Below are 16,876 nucleotides of genomic sequence, written 5' to 3'. Positions count from 1 at the left end.
TTCCGGGTCAGGAACCGGGAGCCGTCTCGACCACCGTGATGTCGAACGGCTGCCGGTTGTTCCCCTCGTCCGGGTCGTCCACGCCGCGCACCGCGACCGAGCCGCCGGTGAGCTTGCCGATCCGCAGGTCCGGGGAGAGGCGCACCGGTACCAGCGCGGTCGCGCTGCGCAGCGGGGGCAGTCCGGCCGGGAAGACACAGCGCACCTGTCGGCCGTTGAGCCGCACCTCGCAGTCCTCGGGGAAGTACGGGCCCACTGGGGAGACCCCGGGAGGCAGCGTCACCAGCACGGTGAACGGTGCGGCGGTGGTGTCCGGGCCGCGGTTGGCGATGAAGGCGTGGACGGTGGTGGTGCCGCCGGGCGGGGCGGCGTCCGGGTCGAGCCGGACCACCTCCAGATCGGAGCGGGACGCCGTGGGGGCTGCCGTGTCCACCGCCGGCCGGGGCTCGGGCCGCCGCAGCGCCCAGGACGGGCCGGCGGTCAGCGTCGCCACCGAACAGCCGGCCGCCATCGCGGCGACGAGCGAGGCCGCGCGGAATCCGCAGAGCCTGCTGGCCTGCCCGGACCCGCCCCGCCCGGACCCGCCCCGCCCGGACCCGCCCTGCCCGGACCCGCCTCGCATTGTCGAACGCCTGTACGTCATCGTCGTCCACCCTGTCCCGGGGCCCCGGCCGCCCGCGCCGCTGCGGGCCGCGTCCGCACCAGGGTGGCGGAGCCTGCGCCGGGGGCCGGTGCAACCCGCTCGGCGTCCGCCCGAACGGGGGAGCGTACGTACGGGAAGTCGACCGGATCGACTTCCCGTGCGTGAAGCGGGCGGTGGCGACGGGTCAGGGTGCGAGGACCTGCCCCAGCCGGGTCGCGATGTGGTGCATCACCGGCACCAGCGAGGACGTGCCGGCCTGCTCCTCCAGGGCCCGGATGCGGGCCTCCGGGCCGGACACCGACAGGGCGGTGGGCGTCGGCGCGCCCGGTACGGCGAGCGCGATGCAGCGGACGCCGATCTCCTGCTCCTGGTCGTCGACCACGTAGCCGCGCTCGCGCGCCTCGGCGAGCTGGTGCAGCAGCTCCTGCGGGTCGGTGACGGTGTACTCGGTGTGCGCGGGCAGCGGGTTGGGGCCCAGGACGGCGCGCGCCTCGTCCTCGGGGAGCTGGGCCAGCAGCGCCTTGCCGACGCCCGTGCAGTGCGGCTGCACCCGTCGGCCGACCTCGGTGAACATCCGCATCGAGCGCCGCGACTGCACCTGCCCGACGTACACCACCTCGCCGCCCTCCAGCACCGCCAGGTTGGCGGTCTCGCCGGTGGCCTCCATGAGTTCGGCCAGGTAGGGGCGGGCCCAGCTGCCGAGCAGCCGGCCGGCCGTCTCGCCGAGGCGGATCAGCCGGGGGCCGAGGGTGTAGCGACGCGCGGTGTCCTGGCGTACATAGCCCTGCTGGACGAGGGTACGAACCAGGCGGTGGATGGTCGGCATCGGCAGGCCGGAGCTGGCGGAGAGCTCGCTGAGGGTGGCCACGCCGCCGGAGTCGGCCAGCGCCTCCAGGAGTTGGAAGGCGCGCTCGACGGACTGCACGCCGCCGGTCGCGCGGTCCGGGCTGGTCGTCGATGCTGTGTCGGGGGTCGAAACCACCGGCGTTCCCTTCGCTGTCGGGGAGGAGTAGAGTCCCGGCGATCACATCAACAAACCGTTGAAATTCTGTATCGCGGAAACTAGTCTCCACCTTACAGAATCGAACCCGCCGACAGGTGGGTTCCGATCAAGGAAGTTCCCACCGGAGCTCCCTTCGCCAGGCTCAACCGCTTAGGAGTGTCCTGCCCATGGCTACAGAACAGGGACCCGTCGGCGCCTCCCCCGCTGCTCCGGTCGTCACTGTCGCCGGTCCGCGCGTTCACCGGGCGGAGGAGGTGCTCACTCCGGAGGCGGTCGCCTTCGTCGTCGGCCTCCATCGCGCTTTCGAAGGGCGCCGACAGGAGCTCCTGGCCGGGCGGAAGGCCCGCCGGGCGGAGATCGCCAGAGCCGGCACGCTGGACTTCCTCCCCGACACCGCCGACGTCCGGGCCGCCGACTGGAAGGTCGCCGAGGCGCCCCGCGCGCTCCAGGACCGCCGGGTCGAGATCACCGGTCCCACCGACCGCAAGATGGTCATCAACGCCCTCAACTCCGGCGCGCGGATCTGGCTCGCCGACTTCGAGGACGCCACCTCCCCGACCTGGGAGAACGTGGTCAGCGGCCAGATCAACCTGATCGACGCCTTCGAGGGCCGGATCGACTTCACCACCTCCGCCGGAAAGGCGTACGCCCTCAAGCCCGCCGCCGAACTCGCCACCGTCGTGGTCCGCCCGCGCGGCTGGCACCTGGACGAGAACCACCTGCTCGTCGACGGCGCCCCGGTCGCCGGAGCCTTCCTCGACTTCGGCCTGTACTTCTTCCACAACGCCGCCCGGCTGCTCGCCAAGGGCGCCGAGGACCCCAACTCCGGCCCGTACTTCTACCTGCCGAAGACCGAGAGCCACCTCGAAGCCCGGCTCTGGAACGACGTGTTCACCCACGCCCAGGCCGCGCTCGGCATCCCGCACGGCACCGTCCGCGCCACCGTGCTGATCGAGACCATCACCGCCGCGTTCGAGATGGACGAGATCCTCTACGAGCTGCGCGACCACGCGGCCGGCCTCAACGCCGGGCGCTGGGACTACCTGTTCTCGATCGTCAAGAACTTCCGCGACGCCGGCGAGCAGTACGTCCTGCCGGACCGCAACAGCGTCACCATGGCCTCGCCGTTCATGGCCGCCTACACCCGCCTGCTGGTGCAGACCTGCCACAAGCGCGGCGCCCACGCGATCGGCGGCATGGCCGCGTTCATCCCCAGCCGCAGGGACCCGGAGGTCAACGCCGCCGCCCTGGAGAAGGTCAAGGCGGACAAGGATCGCGAGGCCGGCAACGGCTTCGACGGCTCCTGGGTCGCCCACCCGGACCTGGTGCCGGTCGCCCGCGCCTCCTTCGACGCGGTGCTCGGCGAGCGCCCCCACCAGAAGGACCACCCCGGGCCCTCCGAGCCGGTCACCGCGACCCAGCTGCTCGACATCGCCGGCGCCGACGGCAGCTGCACCCACGCGGGGCTGCACAACGCCGTCCAGGTCGGCATCCGCTACATCGAGGCCTGGCTGCGCGGCCTCGGTGCGGTCGGCATCTTCAACATGATGGAGGACGCCGCCACCGCGGAGATCTCCCGCTCGCAGATCTGGCAGTGGATCCACAACGGCGTCGTCCTGTCCGACACCGGTGAGAAGGCCACCGCGGACCTCGTCCGCGCCCTGGTCGCCGCGGAGTTGGCCGAACTCCTGGCCGAGCTGGGTGCGGACGCGTACGCCGGCGGCCGCTGGCGCGAGGCCGCCCAGCTCTTCGAACAGGTCGCCCTGGCCGAGGAGTTCGCGGACTTCCTGACCCTCCCCGCGCTTCCCCTGCTGGGCTGAGTCCCAATCCATCCGCCGCCGGCGCCGCCGCTGCCGCCTGCCAGGCTGTAGCGGTCCCGCCGGCCCATTGCTCCGTTCCGTACGGCGACGATTCCACCTGTCCTCTCGTCGCCGTGCGGAACGGCTTTTTCCCGGTACCCGGTAAGGAGTTCAACCGTGCCCCGCATCTTCTTCAACGGCCAGGCCATGGTCGGCGGACCGTTCCACGCCAAGGTCGCCGACTCGCTGGTCGGCCCGGCCCGGACGGCCCCCGGCTACCGCTTCTTCTCGATCGACGACGTCTGCCCGGGCCTGCTCGCCGATCCGGCGGTCGACACCGCCATCGAGGGCGAGCTCTACGAGATCACCCTGGAGCACCTGCGCGACGTCATCCTCCCCGGCGAGCCGCGGGAGTTGGAGCTCGGCGTCATCAAGCTCGACGACGGCTCCGCCTGCCTGTCGATGCTGCTCGCCCGCGGCGAGGTGGAGCGGGGGGTGCACCGCGAGATCACCCACCACGGGGGCTGGCGCGCCTACCTCGGCTCGCTCGGGCGCACCGCCTGAGACCGGGCGCGTAGCGGCGGACGCACCACGGCGAACGGATCACAGCAAGCGAATCACGGCGAACAGATTTCAGCGAACAGATAACAGATGACAACTTTCGTCAGCTGTCATCTGTTCGCTGTTATCCGTCACTCGTCACCCGCCCCCGGGCACGCCGCAGCCCCGGACCCTCGCCGTGGGCCCGGGGCTGCGGTCCGCGCGCCGGCCGGGAAGGCCGGGTTGCGGAGTCCGGGTCACGCACCGTCCCTGGGCGGCCCGGAGTTCAGGGGTGGAGGAGGAGCGGGGCGTCAGAGCGGCCGGGCGGCGAGCTCCTTGGCGGCGCGGGCGCAGGCGCGGGCGATCCGGTCCTCGTCGACGGTGGTCAGCTGGCCCTTCTCGACGACGGCGTTGCCGTTGACGAACAGCACGGCCAGCGGCGGCAGGGCGCCGAAGGTGAGGGCGGCGACCGGGTCGGCGATGGAGGAGTGCAGGACACCGTCGATCTTCCACAGCGCGAGGTCGGCGAGCTTGCCGACCTCGATCGAGCCGATCTCGTCCTGGCGGCCGAGCACCCGGGCGCCGCCCATGGTGCCCAGCCGCAGCGCCTGGCGGCCGGTGAGGGCGGCCGGGGACCCGTGCAGACGGTTGATCAGCAGGGCGTTGCGCAGCTCGGTGCCGAGTTCGCCGGACTCGTTGGAGGCGGTGCCGTCGACGCCGAGGCCGACCGGGACGCCGGCCCTGAGCATGTCGGGGACGCGGGCGATCCCGGCGGCCAGCCGGGCGTTGGAGGAGGGGCAGTGGGCCACGCCGGTGCCGGTCTCGGCGAACTTGGCGATGTCGGAGTCGTTCATGTGGACGCAGTGCGCCATCCAGACGTCCTCGCCGAGCCAGCCGACGGACTCGAAGTAGTCGGTCGGGCCCATGCCGAACAGTTCCTTGCAGAACTGCTCCTCCTCGGCGGTCTCCGAGCCGTGGGTGTGCAGCCGGACGCCCTTGCGGCGGGCGAGTTCGGCGGACTGGCGGAGCAGGTCGGTGGAGACCGAGAACGGCGAGCAGGGCGCGATGGCGATGTGCAGCATCGAGCCGAAGGAGGAGTCGTGGTAGGTGTCCACGGCGGCCTCGGAGGCGGTGAGGATGTCGTCGAGCTCCTCGACCGCGTGGTCCGGCGGGAGGCCGCCGTCCTTCTTGCCGCGGTCCATGGAGCCGCGCAGCGCCGTGAACCGCAGGCCGAGTTCCCGGACGGCCTCGATGGAGGCGCCGAGGACGTCGCCGCCGTCCTTGGGGAAGACGTAGTGGTGGTCGGAGGCGGTGGTGCAGCCGGACTTGAGGAGGGCGGCGGCGGAGCCCTGGCTGGCGGCGTGGACGAGCTTCTCGTCGATCCGGGCCCAGGTCGGGTAGAGGGCGACGAGCCAGTCGAAGAGGATGTCGTCCTGGGCGAGGCCGCGGGTGATCCACTGGTAGAAGTGGTGGTGGGTGTTGACCAGGCCGGGGGTGATCAGGTGGCCCTCGCCGTTGATCCGGCGCACCACGTTGTCCAGCCACTGCGGGGCGGGTCCGTCGCCGACCGACTCGATCGTGCTGCCGAGGACGACCACGTGGCCGCGGGCGTACTCGGTGTCGTCGGCGTCGACGGTGGCGATCGCGACGTTCTCGATGACGATCCGCTGGTCGGCGGGTGGGGGCTGGACTGCCATGGTGTCACTCCTATGGGGGAGGGCCGGGAGGGGCGTTCGCCGCGCGGCGTGCGCCCCTCCCGGGCCGGTCAGGACGGTGTCGCCGTCGGCACCGTCGCGCCGGAGGTCTTGCCGGATCTGGTCCGGCGGGCGGCTCCGACGTGGTGGAAGAGCAGGTTGAGCAGGACGGCCATCACGCAGCCGACCGAGATCCCGGAGTGCATCAGGGTCCGGACGGCCTCCGGGAAGGAGTCGTAGAAGGTCGGCACCGCGATGGGGATGATGCCGACGCCGAGCGACACGGACACCAGGATGGTGTTCGAGCTGGACTCCATCCCAGCCTCCGCGAGGGTGCGGATGCCACTCGCCGCGACGGTGCCGAAGAGCACGATCCCGGCGCCGCCCAGGACGGGCTGCGGTACCAGGGAGACGAGCGACCCGAGCACGGGGAAGAGCCCGAGCAGGATCAGGATGCCGCCGCCGGCCGCGACCACGAAGCGGCTGCGGATCTTGGTCAGCGCCACCAGCCCGATGTTCTGGGCGAAGGCGCTGGCGGCGAAGCCGTTGAAGACGGGGCTGAGCGCGGTGGCCAGTCCGTCGGCCCGCAGGCCGGCGGCGAGCGTGGGTTCGTCGGCCTCGCGCTCGACGATCTTGCCCAGGGCGAGCATGTCGGCGGTGGACTCGGTCATGGCGACCACCATGACGATGCACATCGAGACGATCGCGGCGGCGTCGAAGACGGGCGCGCCGAAGTGGAACGGGGAGGGGAGCGCGAAGACCTTCGCGTCCTTGACCGCGCCGAAGTCGGCCAGGCCCAGCGGGAAGGCGATCAGGGTGCCGAGCGCCAGGCCGATGAGCAACGAGAGCTGCTGCCAGAAGCCGCGCAGCAGCCGGTTGCAGAGCACCACCGCGACGAGGGTGATCGCGGCGAGCCCGACGGCCCGCATGGAGCCGTATCCGGGGGCGCCCGGCGAGCCGCCGCGCGCCCAGTTGACCGCCACCGGAAGCAGGGACACCCCGATGAGGGTGATCACGGTGCCCTGCACGACCGGGGGGAAGAACCGGATGAGCTTGCAGAAGTACGGTGCCGCGAGGAAGCACAGGATCCCCGCGACGATCACCGCTCCGAAGATCACCGGGAGGGCGTCCTTCGGGCTGTGCTCCTTGGCTATGGCGATCATGGGCGCGACTCCCGCGAAGGAGACGCCGTTGACGAACGGCAGTCGCGCGCCGATCTTCCAGATGCCGAGGGTCTGGAGCAGGGTGGCCAGTCCGGCGGTGAACAGGCTGGCCGAGATGAGCAGGGCGAGTTCGGCGGGGGAGAGCCCGACGCCGGCGCCGACGATGAGCGGGGGTGCGACGACCCCCGCGTACATCGCGGCGACGTGCTGGAGTCCGGTGGAGAAGAGCTTCACCGGGGGCAGCAACTCGTCCACGGGGTGGGTTCCGGGCCCGGACGGCTCACCGGGGAGGTGCGCCGACGTGCCGTCCGGGCCAGAGGTTCTTTCCGGGGTGGAACCGCCGTCTTTACTGCTGGTGTCGCTGGGTGCCATGTCGAGCCCCTCTTGTGCCCGTGACTCCCGGCGCGCCCGCGGCGCTGGAGGTGCCCCGAGGGCGGGACGGCGGTGCAGGAGTCCCTCGGGGCGCTTCTCCAGTGCCCCGGGCCGGCCGCCGCGAGGCAGACACGAACTCCGGTGGGTGGGGGTGGAGAAACTGGTGGAACCGATGGTGCTGGTGGTGCGGGTACTGCTGTCCGCCCGGACGCGGCCGGCGTTCGGGGGCCGGCGGGTGCGGCGACTCCGGGCGGTGCCCATTGGGGTGGGGCGGTCAGGCGACGGGGATGACCGGGACGACGCCCTCGCGGTGCACGGTGCCCTCGATGAGGCCGTACATCCGGTCGGCGGCGTAGTAGACCTCGTTGTCGTTCTTGAGGCCGAAGGGCTCCAGGTCGACGAGGAAGTGGTGCTTGTTGGGCAGCTCCAGGCGGACTTCGTCCACCTCGGCGCGGTTGTTGAGGACCCGGGTGCCCATCGAGTGCAGGGTCTGCTGCAGCGAGTAGGAGTAGGTCTCGGCGAAGGCCTCCAGCAGGTGCCGCCGCACGTGGGTGTAGGAGCGGTTCCAGTTGGGCTGGGCCTCGCCGTCCCGGCCGTCGTAGCCGTACTTCCAGCGGGCGGTGACCTGGGTGGCGAGGATGCGGTCGTACGCCTCTTGCAGGGTGGTGTACTTGTCCTTGATGTAGCCCCAGAACTCCGAGTTGGTGGAGTTCATGACGACGAGGTCCTTGAGGCCGGAGATGACCTGGACGGTCTCGCCGTCGTAGACGATCTCGGCGGTGCGGGTCTCCTGGCCGTTGCGGACGAAGGAGTGGCCGACCTCCTCCGAGCCGATGAAGCGGGCCGAGTTGTCCGGCGTCTTGATCCGGTCCCAGGCGTACTCCTCGATCCGGATCCGGGCGCTGTGCACGACGCCGCGCTCGGTGTCGTCGACGAAGTGGCGGGCCAGGATGATGCCGAAGGCCTCGGCCGACTCGATCCCGTGCTCCTTGGCGAAGGCGTACACGGTGTTCTTGGTGGTGTCGGTGGGGAGGCAGTTGGCGTTCGACCCGGTGAGGTGGACGTCCTCGAACTCGCCCCGGAGGGAGACCGAGACGTTCAGGTCCTTGATCTCGTGCCGGGTGGAGTCGCGGTAGACCCGCACGATGCGGTTCTCCGCCTTGCCGTACTGGTTCTGACCGAGCACGTGGGCCATGACGTGGCTCCTAGGGCTTCCAGGTCGGTCTACTAGCTTCCGCGGTAGACCGAGTATCCGAACGGGTTGAGCAGCAGCGGCACGTGGTAGTGGTGCTGCGCGGGCGCGACCGTGAAGACGATCGAGACCTCGGGGAAGAACGGCGGCTCCGCGGACTTGAGCGCGTGGTAGGCGCGGGTGTCGAAGAGCAGCCGGACGACCGAGCCCGCCTCCACGGCCGGCAGGTCCTTGACCCGGCCGTCGGAGTCCGTGGCGGAGGTGCCGAGCACCTGCCAGCCACCCTCGGTGTGCAGTGCGAGCTCGACCGGGACGCCCTCGGCCGGGCGGCCGAGGCTGGTGTCGAGCACGTGGGTGGAGATGCCAGTCATGGGTGAAGTGACCTTACTGATGGCAGAAGTGATCATTCGTCAACGCATGCTAACGATCCGTCAGGATCTGCCCATCGGGGCCCGCCAGGACCCGCCAGGGCCTGTCAGGGCCTGTCAGGACGCGTCGAGCAGGCGATTGAGCCGAATGTCGTTGATCTTGCGCAGTTCGCCCCGGACGATCTCCGCCTCGGTGGCGGCGTCGTTGGGGTGGCGCTCGCGCAGGGCGGCGAGCATGGTGGCCGCGGTGCGGCCGGTCGCGCAGATCAGGAACACGTGGCCGAACTTGGCCTCGTAGGCGGCGTTGGCCTCGTGCAGTTCGTCGAGGAGGGCTTGGTCCACGCCCTGGATGCCGGCCTGCTCCCGCTGCGAGGTGGCGTCGCCGGTCCTGGGCTTGCCGATCCGGGCGTGGCCGGCCATCGCGTCGTGCAGGTCGGCGACCGTCAGCCCGGCCACGGCCGCCGCGTTGGCGGCGAGCAGGGACTCCCGGTCGGGCCAGGGCCTGGCCCGCGCGACGTCGGCGGCCCAGTGGGGGCTGGAGCAGACCTCCAGCAGAACGGCTTCCAGGTCCGCGGTGTCGGCCGCGGCCAGGGCGTCAAGGGTGTGGGGGTGGTTGGTCACGGGTGGACCTCCTGAAGAGTGGTGCCACCCGCACAAGCTAGATCCACCCCACCCGGCCGTCAACACTTTGTTGAACGGTTGGTGGTTACGTTTTGAACCGGCCGCCGTTGCCGGCGCGATTCGTGTGCGATTCGCCAAGTGCGCCCCGCCGGGGGCTGGTTCGGACTGGCCGCGCCGGCGGGGTCCGCCTGTCCGGAAGGTTTCCGCCGGGAGGAGGTCCTGGAGGAGTCGACCGGGGGATCGACCGGGGTCAGGAGGGCTTCGAGCCGTCCTGGCGGTTGAGGTAGTTGTACACCGTGAACCGGCTGACGCCGAGCGCCGAGGCGACCGTCTCGACCCCGTGGCGGACGGTGAAGGCGCCGCGCTCCTCCAGGAGGGCGACGACCCGCTGCTTCTCCCCGCGGTCCAGCTCGGCCAGCGGGCGGCCGTCGAACTGGCGGGCCATCTCGGCCAGCAGGCGGTCCAGGGCGCTGCTCAGGTGCGGCAGCCGGACGGCGAGCGCCGGGGTGCCCTCCCACTCCAGGACGACGTCCTCGGACTTTGCCTCGTCCAGTCGGACGGGCGTCGCGCCGACGGCGTCCAGCAGCGGCTTGATCGCCAGGGCGAGCGGGTGTTCCGCGTGCTCGGTCACGGCGTGCCGCCCTCCTCGCCGAGCACGCTGACCTGGACCGAGATCCGGGTCGCACCCGCGGTCAGGGTTTCCCGGAGCAGCTTGGTCACCGCGGCGAGCACCTGGTCGGCCTCGCCCTCGGCGCCGGTCCCGAAGGGGCCGACCGAGACGGCCAGGCCGGCCTCGTCGACGACCTGGCGGGCCGCCGCGGCGTGCTCGGGGAACGTGTCCAGTTCGAACGGTTCTGTCGTGAACTCCACCATCAATCGCACGTGCTCACTGTAGCGAGCGCCGGTGCGGGCGGGCGGGGGTCGGTCGATCCGGCGCCCGCGGTGCCGGCGGGAGGGGGTTCCGGGTTCACGTCCGGACTTCTTCAACAAAACGTTGCGGCGGTCTTGACACCTGCTCGCCGAGCCGGAGATGCTTCCACCACGCAGAATCCCTCTTCCGGATCGTGGAAGTTGCGGATCTCGGAAGAGAGTGAGAGGTGAGTGACGTGACGGCCGCTTCCCGGCACAGCTTCACGGTCAACCTGTCGATCCTGTTCGGCGAACTGCCGCTGCTGGAGCGTCCCGCCGCGGCCGCTGCCGCCGGTTTCACCGCCGCCGAGCTGTGGTGGCCCTTCGGCGCCGAGCCCGTCCCGTCCGAGGCCGAGCTGGACACCCTCCGCAAGGCCTTCGGCGACGCGGGTGTACGGCTCACCGGCCTCAACTTCCTGGACGACCTCACCCTCGGGGCCCGCGGCACCGTCTCGGTGCCCTCCGAGCAGGACCGTTTCCGGGCCAACGTCCCGGTCGCCGCGGGGCTCGCCGCCTCGCTCGGTGCCAAGGCGCTCAACGCGCTGTACGGCAACCGGATCGAAGGCGTCGAGGCCGCCGAGCAGGACGCCCTCGCGCTGGAGAACCTGGTGCTCGCCGCCGGGGCCGCGCACGAGATCGGCGCGATCCTGCTGATCGAGGCCCTCAACGCGGCGGAGTCCCCGGACTACCCGCTGGTCTCCGCGGCCGCCGCGGTCGAGGTGGTCGACAAGGTCAACGCGGCCACCGGCCTGGGCAACGCGAAGTTCCTCTGCGACCTGTACCACCTGGCCAGGAACGGCGAGGACCTGCCGGCCGTCATCGACGCCTACGCCGACCGGTTCGGCCACGTGCAGATCGCCGACAACCCGGGCCGCAACGAGCCCGGCACCGGTGGACTGGACTTCGAGGACCTCTTCGCCCGGCTCACCGCCGCCGGCTACACCGGCCCGATCGGCCTGGAGTACCGCCCCTCCACCGGCGTCAGCGCCGACAGCTTCGGGTGGCTGCCGCGCGAGCACCGCGCCGCCGAGTAGGCGCTGAGTAGGCGCTGAGTAGGCGCCGAGCAGGCGCCGAGCAGGCGGGCCCTGCGCTGCCGCCGAGCAGGCGGGCCGCACGCCGCCGAGCAAGCCCGGCCCACCACCCTCCCCACCCCACGAACGACGTAAGGAACGACGCGATGAGCCGCAAGATCGCCTTCATCGGCCTCGGCATCATGGGCAGCCCGATGGCCGCCAACCTGGTCAAGGCCGGCCACCACGTCACCGGCTACAACCTCACCCAGCCGCCGATCGACGCCCTGGTCGCGGCCGGCGGTCACGGCGCCACCAGCATCGCGGACGCGGTGAAGGACGCCGAGGTCGTCATCACCATGGTCCCGGCCGACCCGCACGTCGAGCAGGCCATCCTGGGCGAGGGCGGCGTGCTGGAGAACGCCAGGCCCGGCACCCTCGTGATCGACATGTCCTCGATCACCCCGCAGACCTCCCAGAAGGTCGAGGCGGCCGCCAAGGAGAAGGGCGTGCGCACCCTGGACGCCCCGGTCTCCGGTGGCGAGGCCGGCGCCGTCGAGGCGGTGCTGTCGATCATGGTCGGTGGTGCCGCCGAGGACTTCGCCGAGGCCAAGCCGCTGTTCGACGTCCTGGGCACCACGGTCATCCACGTCGGGCCGTCCGGCGCCGGCCAGACCGTCAAGGCCGCCAACCAGCTGATCGTCGCCGTCAACATCCAGGTGCTCGCCGAGGCCGTGGTGTTCCTGGAGAACGCCGGCGTCGACCTGCCCGCCGCGCTGGACGTGCTCGGCGGCGGCCTGGCCGGTTCGACCGTGCTGAACCGCAAGAAGGCGAACATGGTCGACCGCGAGTTCGCCCCCGGCTTCCGGATCGACCTGCACCACAAGGACATGGGCATCGTCACCGATGCCGCCCGCGCCGTGGGCGCCGCGCTGCCGGTCGGCGCCGTGGTGGCCCAGCTGGTCGCCTCCGCCCGCGCCAACGGCGACGGCTCGCTCGACCACTCGGCGCTGCTGCGCGGCGTCGAGCGCCTCTCGGGCCGCGAGGTCAAGTAGGCCCCGGGGCTCCTCGGGCCCCCGTGAACTCCTCCTGGTGGCGTGTACCTCATCCGGTCGTGCCCGCGCCACCAGGAGGCCAGACCCGACCGGCGTGCGGGCCGGGGCTCATCCGCCCGCCCGCCGGTCGATCCAGCCGGTGATGCGTACTCCCCTGTCGGGGGCACTTCGGTCGTGCCGGTACGCCTCGCCTGGCCCCCTCCCCGCCGAGGGGAGCCTCTCGTACGTCGGAAGCGGGACGAGGGGAACGGCGGGGAGGGGGTCGCACCTCCCGGCGGGAGTCGCACCCTCCCGGCGGGAGGCGCATCTCCCGGCCGGGGGCGTTTCTCCTGACGGGGGGTCGCACCCCAGGTGCACCCGGGCCCATGCTTGGCACAGGCTGTCGAAACATCGCCAGACCCCGTACGGAAGTGAGGACCGCACCATGCCCGTCACCCCCCACCAGGGCCATGTGGTCGTAGCTCCCGACAAGTTCAAGGGCACCCTGGAGGGTGCCGAGGTCGCCGCCCGGATCGCCGCCGGCGTCCGGCGCGCCGCGCCCGGCGTCGAGGTGCGCGAACTGCCCGTCGCCGACGGCGGCGAGGGCACCCTGGCCGCCGCGCTCGCGGCCGGCTTCACCCGCGTCCCGGCCAAGGTGGCCGGCCCGACCGGCCTGCCGGTGGACGCCGCGCTGGCCGTGCGGGGCGACACCGCCGTGGTCGAGCTGGCGCAGTCCTCCGGTCTCGCCCGGCTCCCCGGCGGACGCACCGCCCCGCTCGCGGCCGGCTCCTACGGCGTCGGCCAGCTGATCGGCCGGGCCGTGGCGCTCGGCGCCAAGCGGATCGTGCTCGGCCTCGGCGGCAGCGCCTGCACCGACGGCGGCGCGGGCATGGTCCAGGCTCTCGGGGCCCGCCTGCTCGACGCGGATGGCGCCGAACTGCCCCCCGGCGGAGCCGCGTTGCGCAGGCTCGACCGGATCGAGCCCGGCCCGCTGACCGACGTACTGGCCGGCGTCGAGATCGTCGTGGCCTGCGACGTGGACAATCCGCTGCTCGGCCCGCGCGGCGCCACCGCCGTCTACGGCCCGCAGAAGGGCGCCGACGGCGCCGACCTGGTGATCCTGGAGGAGGGCCTGACCCGCTTCGCCGACCAGGTCGCCCTGGCCACCGGACGGGACGTGCGCGACGCCCCCGGTGCCGGGGCCGCCGGCGGGGTGGGCTTCGCCGCCCTCGCGTTGCTCGGCGCCACCATGCGACCCGGTATCGAGCTGCTGCTCGAACTGCTGGGTTTCGACGAGGCCGTGCGTGGGGCACGCCTCGTCGTGACCGGTGAGGGCTGTCTGGACGCGCAGACGCTCCACGGCAAGGCCCCCGCCGGCGTTGCCTCGGCGGCCACCCGGGCGGGGGTTCGGGTGGCTGCCGTGGCGGGGCGGCTGGAGCTGTCCGAGCCCGAGTGGCGGGCCGCCGGGTTCGCCGCCGCGATCGCCCTCACCGACCTCGCGGAGCAGCCGGGGGACAGCATGACCAAGGCCGGCGAGCTGGCCGAGGTCGCGGGGGAGCGGCTGGCGGGCGAGCTGCTGTCCGGCTGATCTTCGGGCCGATCCCCCGTGCCGACGGGGCGCGCGGATCCCCCGTGCGTTTCCCTCGTACGTTCCTCCATTGACGTTTTGTTGAAGGCGGGCCTAGGCTCCCGGCAATCCTTCGCTTCCCCGCCCGGTTCCCGCCCGGTTCCCCTCCCGGTCCCTGCCCGGCGCCCACCCCCAACTTCCAGGTTTCGGAGGTCTCCCATGCCTTTCAGCCAGCCAGCGGTGATCCGCTCCCGACGGGTGGTCCTGCCCGACGGTGAGCGCCCCGCCGACGTGCTGATCCGGGACGGGAAGATCGAGCAGGTCGCCGCGTACGGCTCGCTCCTCGCGGGCGACCGGCCCGACGGCGACGGCGGCCTCGCCGACCTCGGCGAAACCGCCCTGCTGCCCGGCCTGGTCGACACCCACGTGCACGTCAACGAGCCCGGCCGCACCGAGTGGGAGGGCTTCGCCACCGCCACCCGGGCCGCCGCGGCCGGCGGCGTCACCACGATCATCGACATGCCGCTCAACTCCGTCCCGCCCACCACCACGCTGGAGGGCCTGGCCGCCAAGCGGAAGACCGCGGACGGTCAGGCCTGGGTCGACCTCGGTTTCTGGGGCGGCGCCGTCCCCGGCAACGTCCCGGACCTCGCGCCGCTGCACGAGGCCGGCGTGTTCGGCTTCAAGAGCTTCCTCGCCCCCTCCGGCGTCGACGAGTTCCCGCACGTCGAGGCCGCGGACCTGGAGGCCGCGCTGGCCGAGCAGGCCCGGCTCGGGGCGCTGGCGATCATCCACGCCGAGGACCCGGCCGTGCTGGCCGCCGCCCCGCAGCAACCCGGCGTCCACTACCGCGACTTCCTCGCCTCCCGCCCCGCCGACGCGGAGACCGTCGCCGTCGCCGTCCTGCTCGACACCGCCCGGCGCACCGGCGCCCGCGTCCACATCCTGCACGTCTCCTCCGCCGCCGTGCTGCCGCTGCTGCGCCAGGCCCGCGAGGACGGCGTCCAGGTCACCGCCGAGACCTGCCCGCACTACCTGACCCTGGCGGCCGAGCAGGTGCCGGACGGCGGCACCGCCTTCAAGTGCTGCCCGCCGATCCGCGACGAGACCAACCGCGACCTGCTCTGGCAGGCCCTGGCGGACGGCGAGTTCATCGCCGTGGTCTCCGACCACTCGCCCTCCACCCCCGACCTCAAGCTGCTGCCCGAGTACGGCGGCAGCGGTGACTTCGCGGCCGCCTGGGGCGGCATCGCCTCCCTGCAGCTGGGCCTGCCGGCGATCTGGACCGAAGCCCGCCGCCGCGGCCACGGCCTCGCCGACGTGGTCCGCTGGATGTCCGCCGGACCGGCCGAACTCGTCGGCCTCACCGGGGTCAAGGGCGCCATCGCGGCGGGCTGCGACGCCGACCTGGTCGCCTTCGACCCCGACGGCGAATTCGCCGTCCACCCCCGCGAGTTGCACCACCGCAACCCCGTGACCCCGTACGCGGGCCGGACGCTGACCGGCGCGGTCCGCACCACCTGGCTGCGCGGCCGCGCGGTGGACGTCTCGGCCGAGCCCTTCGGCCGCCGGCTCACCCGGCCCGCCGCCGCCCCCACCACCCCGTCCGATCGCCCGTCCTGAGGAGACTTCGTGACCACTGCCGACACCCCGAGCGCTCCCTTCACCGAGCTGGTCAACCTGGCCTCGCGGCTGCTCGGCGCGGGCGTCGTCGCCACCAACGAGGACACCTTCGCCGACGCCGAGAACCTCCTGGTCGCCAAGCCCGCCGAGTTCCGCCCGCACACCTTCGGCCACAAGGGCCAGATCATGGACGGCTGGGAGTCCAAGCGCCGCCGCGGCGTCTCCGCCGACCAGCCCCACCCCACCGACCAGGACCACGACTGGGCGATCGTCCGGCTCGGTGCCGCCGGTGTGGTCCGCGGCCTGGTGGTGGACACCGCCCACTTCACCGGCAACTACCCGGAGAGCGCCTCCGTCGAGGCCGCCTCCGTGCCCGGCCACCCCTCGCCCGAGGAAGTGGCGGACGCCGAGTGGACCACGCTGGTGCCGCGCACCCCGCTCCAGGGCGACACCGCCCACGAGTTCGCCGTCGAGGACGCCAACCGCTACACCCACATCCGCCTCAACATCTTCCCGGACGGCGGCGTCGCCCGGCTGCGCGTCCACGGCGAGGTGCTGCCCGACCCGCGCGAACTGGACGGCCTCACCTTCGACCTGGCCGCCCAGGAGTACGGCGGGGTGGCCGAGGCGGCGTCCGACCGCTACTTCTCCTCCCCGCACAACCTGAACGCTCCCGGTCGCGCCTCCGTCATGGGCGAGGGCTGGGAGACCCGGCGTCGGCGCGACAAGGCCAACGACTGGGTGCAGATCGCCCTGGCCGGGGGCGGTGAGGCCCTGGCCGCCGAGGTGGACACCACCCACTTCGTCGCCAATGCCCCCGGCTGGGCCGACCTCGTCGGCTTCGACGCCTCGACCGGGGCGGACCCGGCCGACGGCGAGTGGTTCGAGATCCTGCCCCGCACCCGCCTGCAACCCGACACCCGGCACCGCTTCCGGCTCGACGCGGGCCGCCCGATGACCCACGTGCGCATCAACGTCCACCCGGACGGCGGCCTCGCCCGCCTCCGGCTCACCGGCCGCCTCACCGAGGCGGGCCGCGCGGCCCTCGCGCTGCGTTGGTTCAACGCCGTCCCGGCCGCCGAGGCCGCCGCGGCCCTCACCGAGGCCGGCCTGACCGCCGACGAGGCCGCCGCGCTGACCGCCGCCCGCCCGCTGGCGGACCAGGCCGCGGCCGCCGGCGCCGTCGCCGCGCTCCGGCCCGCCGACGGCCCCGACGGCGAGCACTCCTCCCGCCGCCGCTCGGCGGTCCGGCGCCTGCTGGGCGTCTGACGCCCGTTCGGTGATTCGGCGGAGCCCGCGCCCGCCGAGAACTGATGCCACGTCACATCACTCTCCACG

Annotated in this window: 16 protein-coding genes; 7 read left to right on the top strand and 9 right to left on the bottom strand. The window is 72.6% G+C overall.

Annotated features, from left to right (window positions below; all coding sequences use genetic code 11):
• Positions 1–7: 7 nt before the first annotated feature.
• Complete coding sequence (locus AC07AL_RS03105; RefSeq protein WP_478316604.1) at positions 8–493, bottom strand: hypothetical protein; 486 nt, start codon at positions 491–493, stop codon at positions 8–10.
• Between the two features lie 334 nt (positions 494–827).
• Complete coding sequence (locus AC07AL_RS03100) at positions 828–1,625, bottom strand: IclR family transcriptional regulator (RefSeq protein WP_363579268.1); 798 nt, start codon at positions 1,623–1,625, stop codon at positions 828–830.
• Positions 1,626–1,813: 188 nt separating this feature from the next.
• On the opposite strand from AC07AL_RS03100, the gene aceB reads away from it, so the two are divergent.
• Together aceB and AC07AL_RS03090 are read left to right on the top strand one after the other, a co-directional pair.
• The gene (gene aceB, locus AC07AL_RS03095) at positions 1,814–3,466 is read left to right on the top strand and encodes a malate synthase A (protein ID WP_363579266.1); all 1,653 of its coding nucleotides are present in this window, start codon (positions 1,814–1,816) and stop codon (positions 3,464–3,466) included.
• A 156-nt stretch (positions 3,467–3,622) separates the two neighbouring features.
• The gene (locus tag AC07AL_RS03090) at positions 3,623–4,009 is read left to right on the top strand and encodes an allophanate hydrolase-related protein (protein WP_363579264.1); all 387 of its coding nucleotides are present in this window, start codon (positions 3,623–3,625) and stop codon (positions 4,007–4,009) included.
• Positions 4,010–4,296: 287 nt separating this feature from the next.
• Here AC07AL_RS03090 and AC07AL_RS03085 read toward each other — a convergent pair whose 3' ends face one another.
• From AC07AL_RS03085 to AC07AL_RS03055, 7 genes are all read right to left on the bottom strand, one after another.
• Positions 4,297–5,682, bottom strand: a complete 1,386-nt coding sequence (locus AC07AL_RS03085; RefSeq protein WP_478316601.1) for an 8-oxoguanine deaminase — start codon at positions 5,680–5,682, stop codon at positions 4,297–4,299.
• A 68-nt stretch (positions 5,683–5,750) separates the two neighbouring features.
• Positions 5,751–7,214: a nucleobase:cation symporter-2 family protein gene (locus AC07AL_RS03080; protein WP_478316599.1), complete on the bottom strand. Its 1,464-nt coding sequence runs from the start codon at positions 7,212–7,214 to the stop codon at positions 5,751–5,753.
• A gap of 274 nt (positions 7,215–7,488) precedes the next feature.
• Positions 7,489–8,409 carry a factor-independent urate hydroxylase gene (gene pucL / locus AC07AL_RS03075; protein WP_400805009.1) on the bottom strand — a complete coding sequence of 307 codons (921 nt, stop codon included), beginning with the start codon at positions 8,407–8,409 and terminating at the stop codon, positions 7,489–7,491.
• Between the two features lie 32 nt (positions 8,410–8,441).
• Entirely contained in the window at positions 8,442–8,777 is a 336-nt protein-coding gene (gene uraH, locus AC07AL_RS03070) for a hydroxyisourate hydrolase (protein ID WP_363579258.1), read from the bottom strand.
• A 114-nt stretch (positions 8,778–8,891) separates the two neighbouring features.
• Complete coding sequence (gene uraD, locus AC07AL_RS03065; RefSeq protein WP_363630693.1) at positions 8,892–9,395, bottom strand: 2-oxo-4-hydroxy-4-carboxy-5-ureidoimidazoline decarboxylase; 504 nt, start codon at positions 9,393–9,395, stop codon at positions 8,892–8,894.
• A gap of 250 nt (positions 9,396–9,645) precedes the next feature.
• Entirely contained in the window at positions 9,646–10,026 is a 381-nt protein-coding gene (locus AC07AL_RS03060) for a helix-turn-helix domain-containing protein (RefSeq protein ID WP_363630691.1), read from the bottom strand.
• Positions 10,023–10,268, bottom strand: coding sequence for a thiamine-binding protein (locus AC07AL_RS03055; RefSeq protein WP_079136014.1), 246 nt, complete (start codon positions 10,266–10,268; stop codon positions 10,023–10,025). The genes AC07AL_RS03060 and AC07AL_RS03055 overlap by 4 nt, the downstream gene beginning before the upstream one ends.
• Positions 10,269–10,492: 224 nt before the next feature.
• On the opposite strand from AC07AL_RS03055, the gene AC07AL_RS03050 reads away from it, so the two are divergent.
• The 5 genes from AC07AL_RS03050 (at position 10,493) to alc (ending at position 16,807) form a co-directional block, all read left to right on the top strand.
• Positions 10,493–11,338 (top strand): TIM barrel protein, encoded by an 846-nt coding sequence (locus tag AC07AL_RS03050; protein WP_478316596.1) that lies wholly within the window; start codon positions 10,493–10,495, stop codon positions 11,336–11,338.
• A 143-nt stretch (positions 11,339–11,481) separates the two neighbouring features.
• Positions 11,482–12,369: a 2-hydroxy-3-oxopropionate reductase gene (locus tag AC07AL_RS03045; protein ID WP_478316594.1), complete on the top strand. Its 888-nt coding sequence runs from the start codon at positions 11,482–11,484 to the stop codon at positions 12,367–12,369.
• 424 nt (positions 12,370–12,793) lie between these two features.
• Positions 12,794–13,936 carry a glycerate kinase gene (locus AC07AL_RS03040; RefSeq protein WP_363579249.1) on the top strand — a complete coding sequence of 381 codons (1,143 nt, stop codon included), beginning with the start codon at positions 12,794–12,796 and terminating at the stop codon, positions 13,934–13,936.
• 198 nt (positions 13,937–14,134) lie between these two features.
• Complete coding sequence (gene allB / locus AC07AL_RS03035) at positions 14,135–15,538, top strand: allantoinase AllB (protein ID WP_363579247.1); 1,404 nt, start codon at positions 14,135–14,137, stop codon at positions 15,536–15,538.
• A 9-nt stretch (positions 15,539–15,547) separates the two neighbouring features.
• The gene (gene alc / locus AC07AL_RS03030; RefSeq protein WP_478316591.1) at positions 15,548–16,807 is read left to right on the top strand and encodes an allantoicase; all 1,260 of its coding nucleotides are present in this window, start codon (positions 15,548–15,550) and stop codon (positions 16,805–16,807) included.
• The last annotated feature ends 69 nt before the right edge of the window (positions 16,808–16,876 follow it).

This window comes from Kitasatospora sp. NPDC043949 (genome assembly GCF_056435365.1).
Note: the sequence above shows the minus strand (reverse complement) of the source record. Positions and strands in the feature narration are given on the sequence as shown.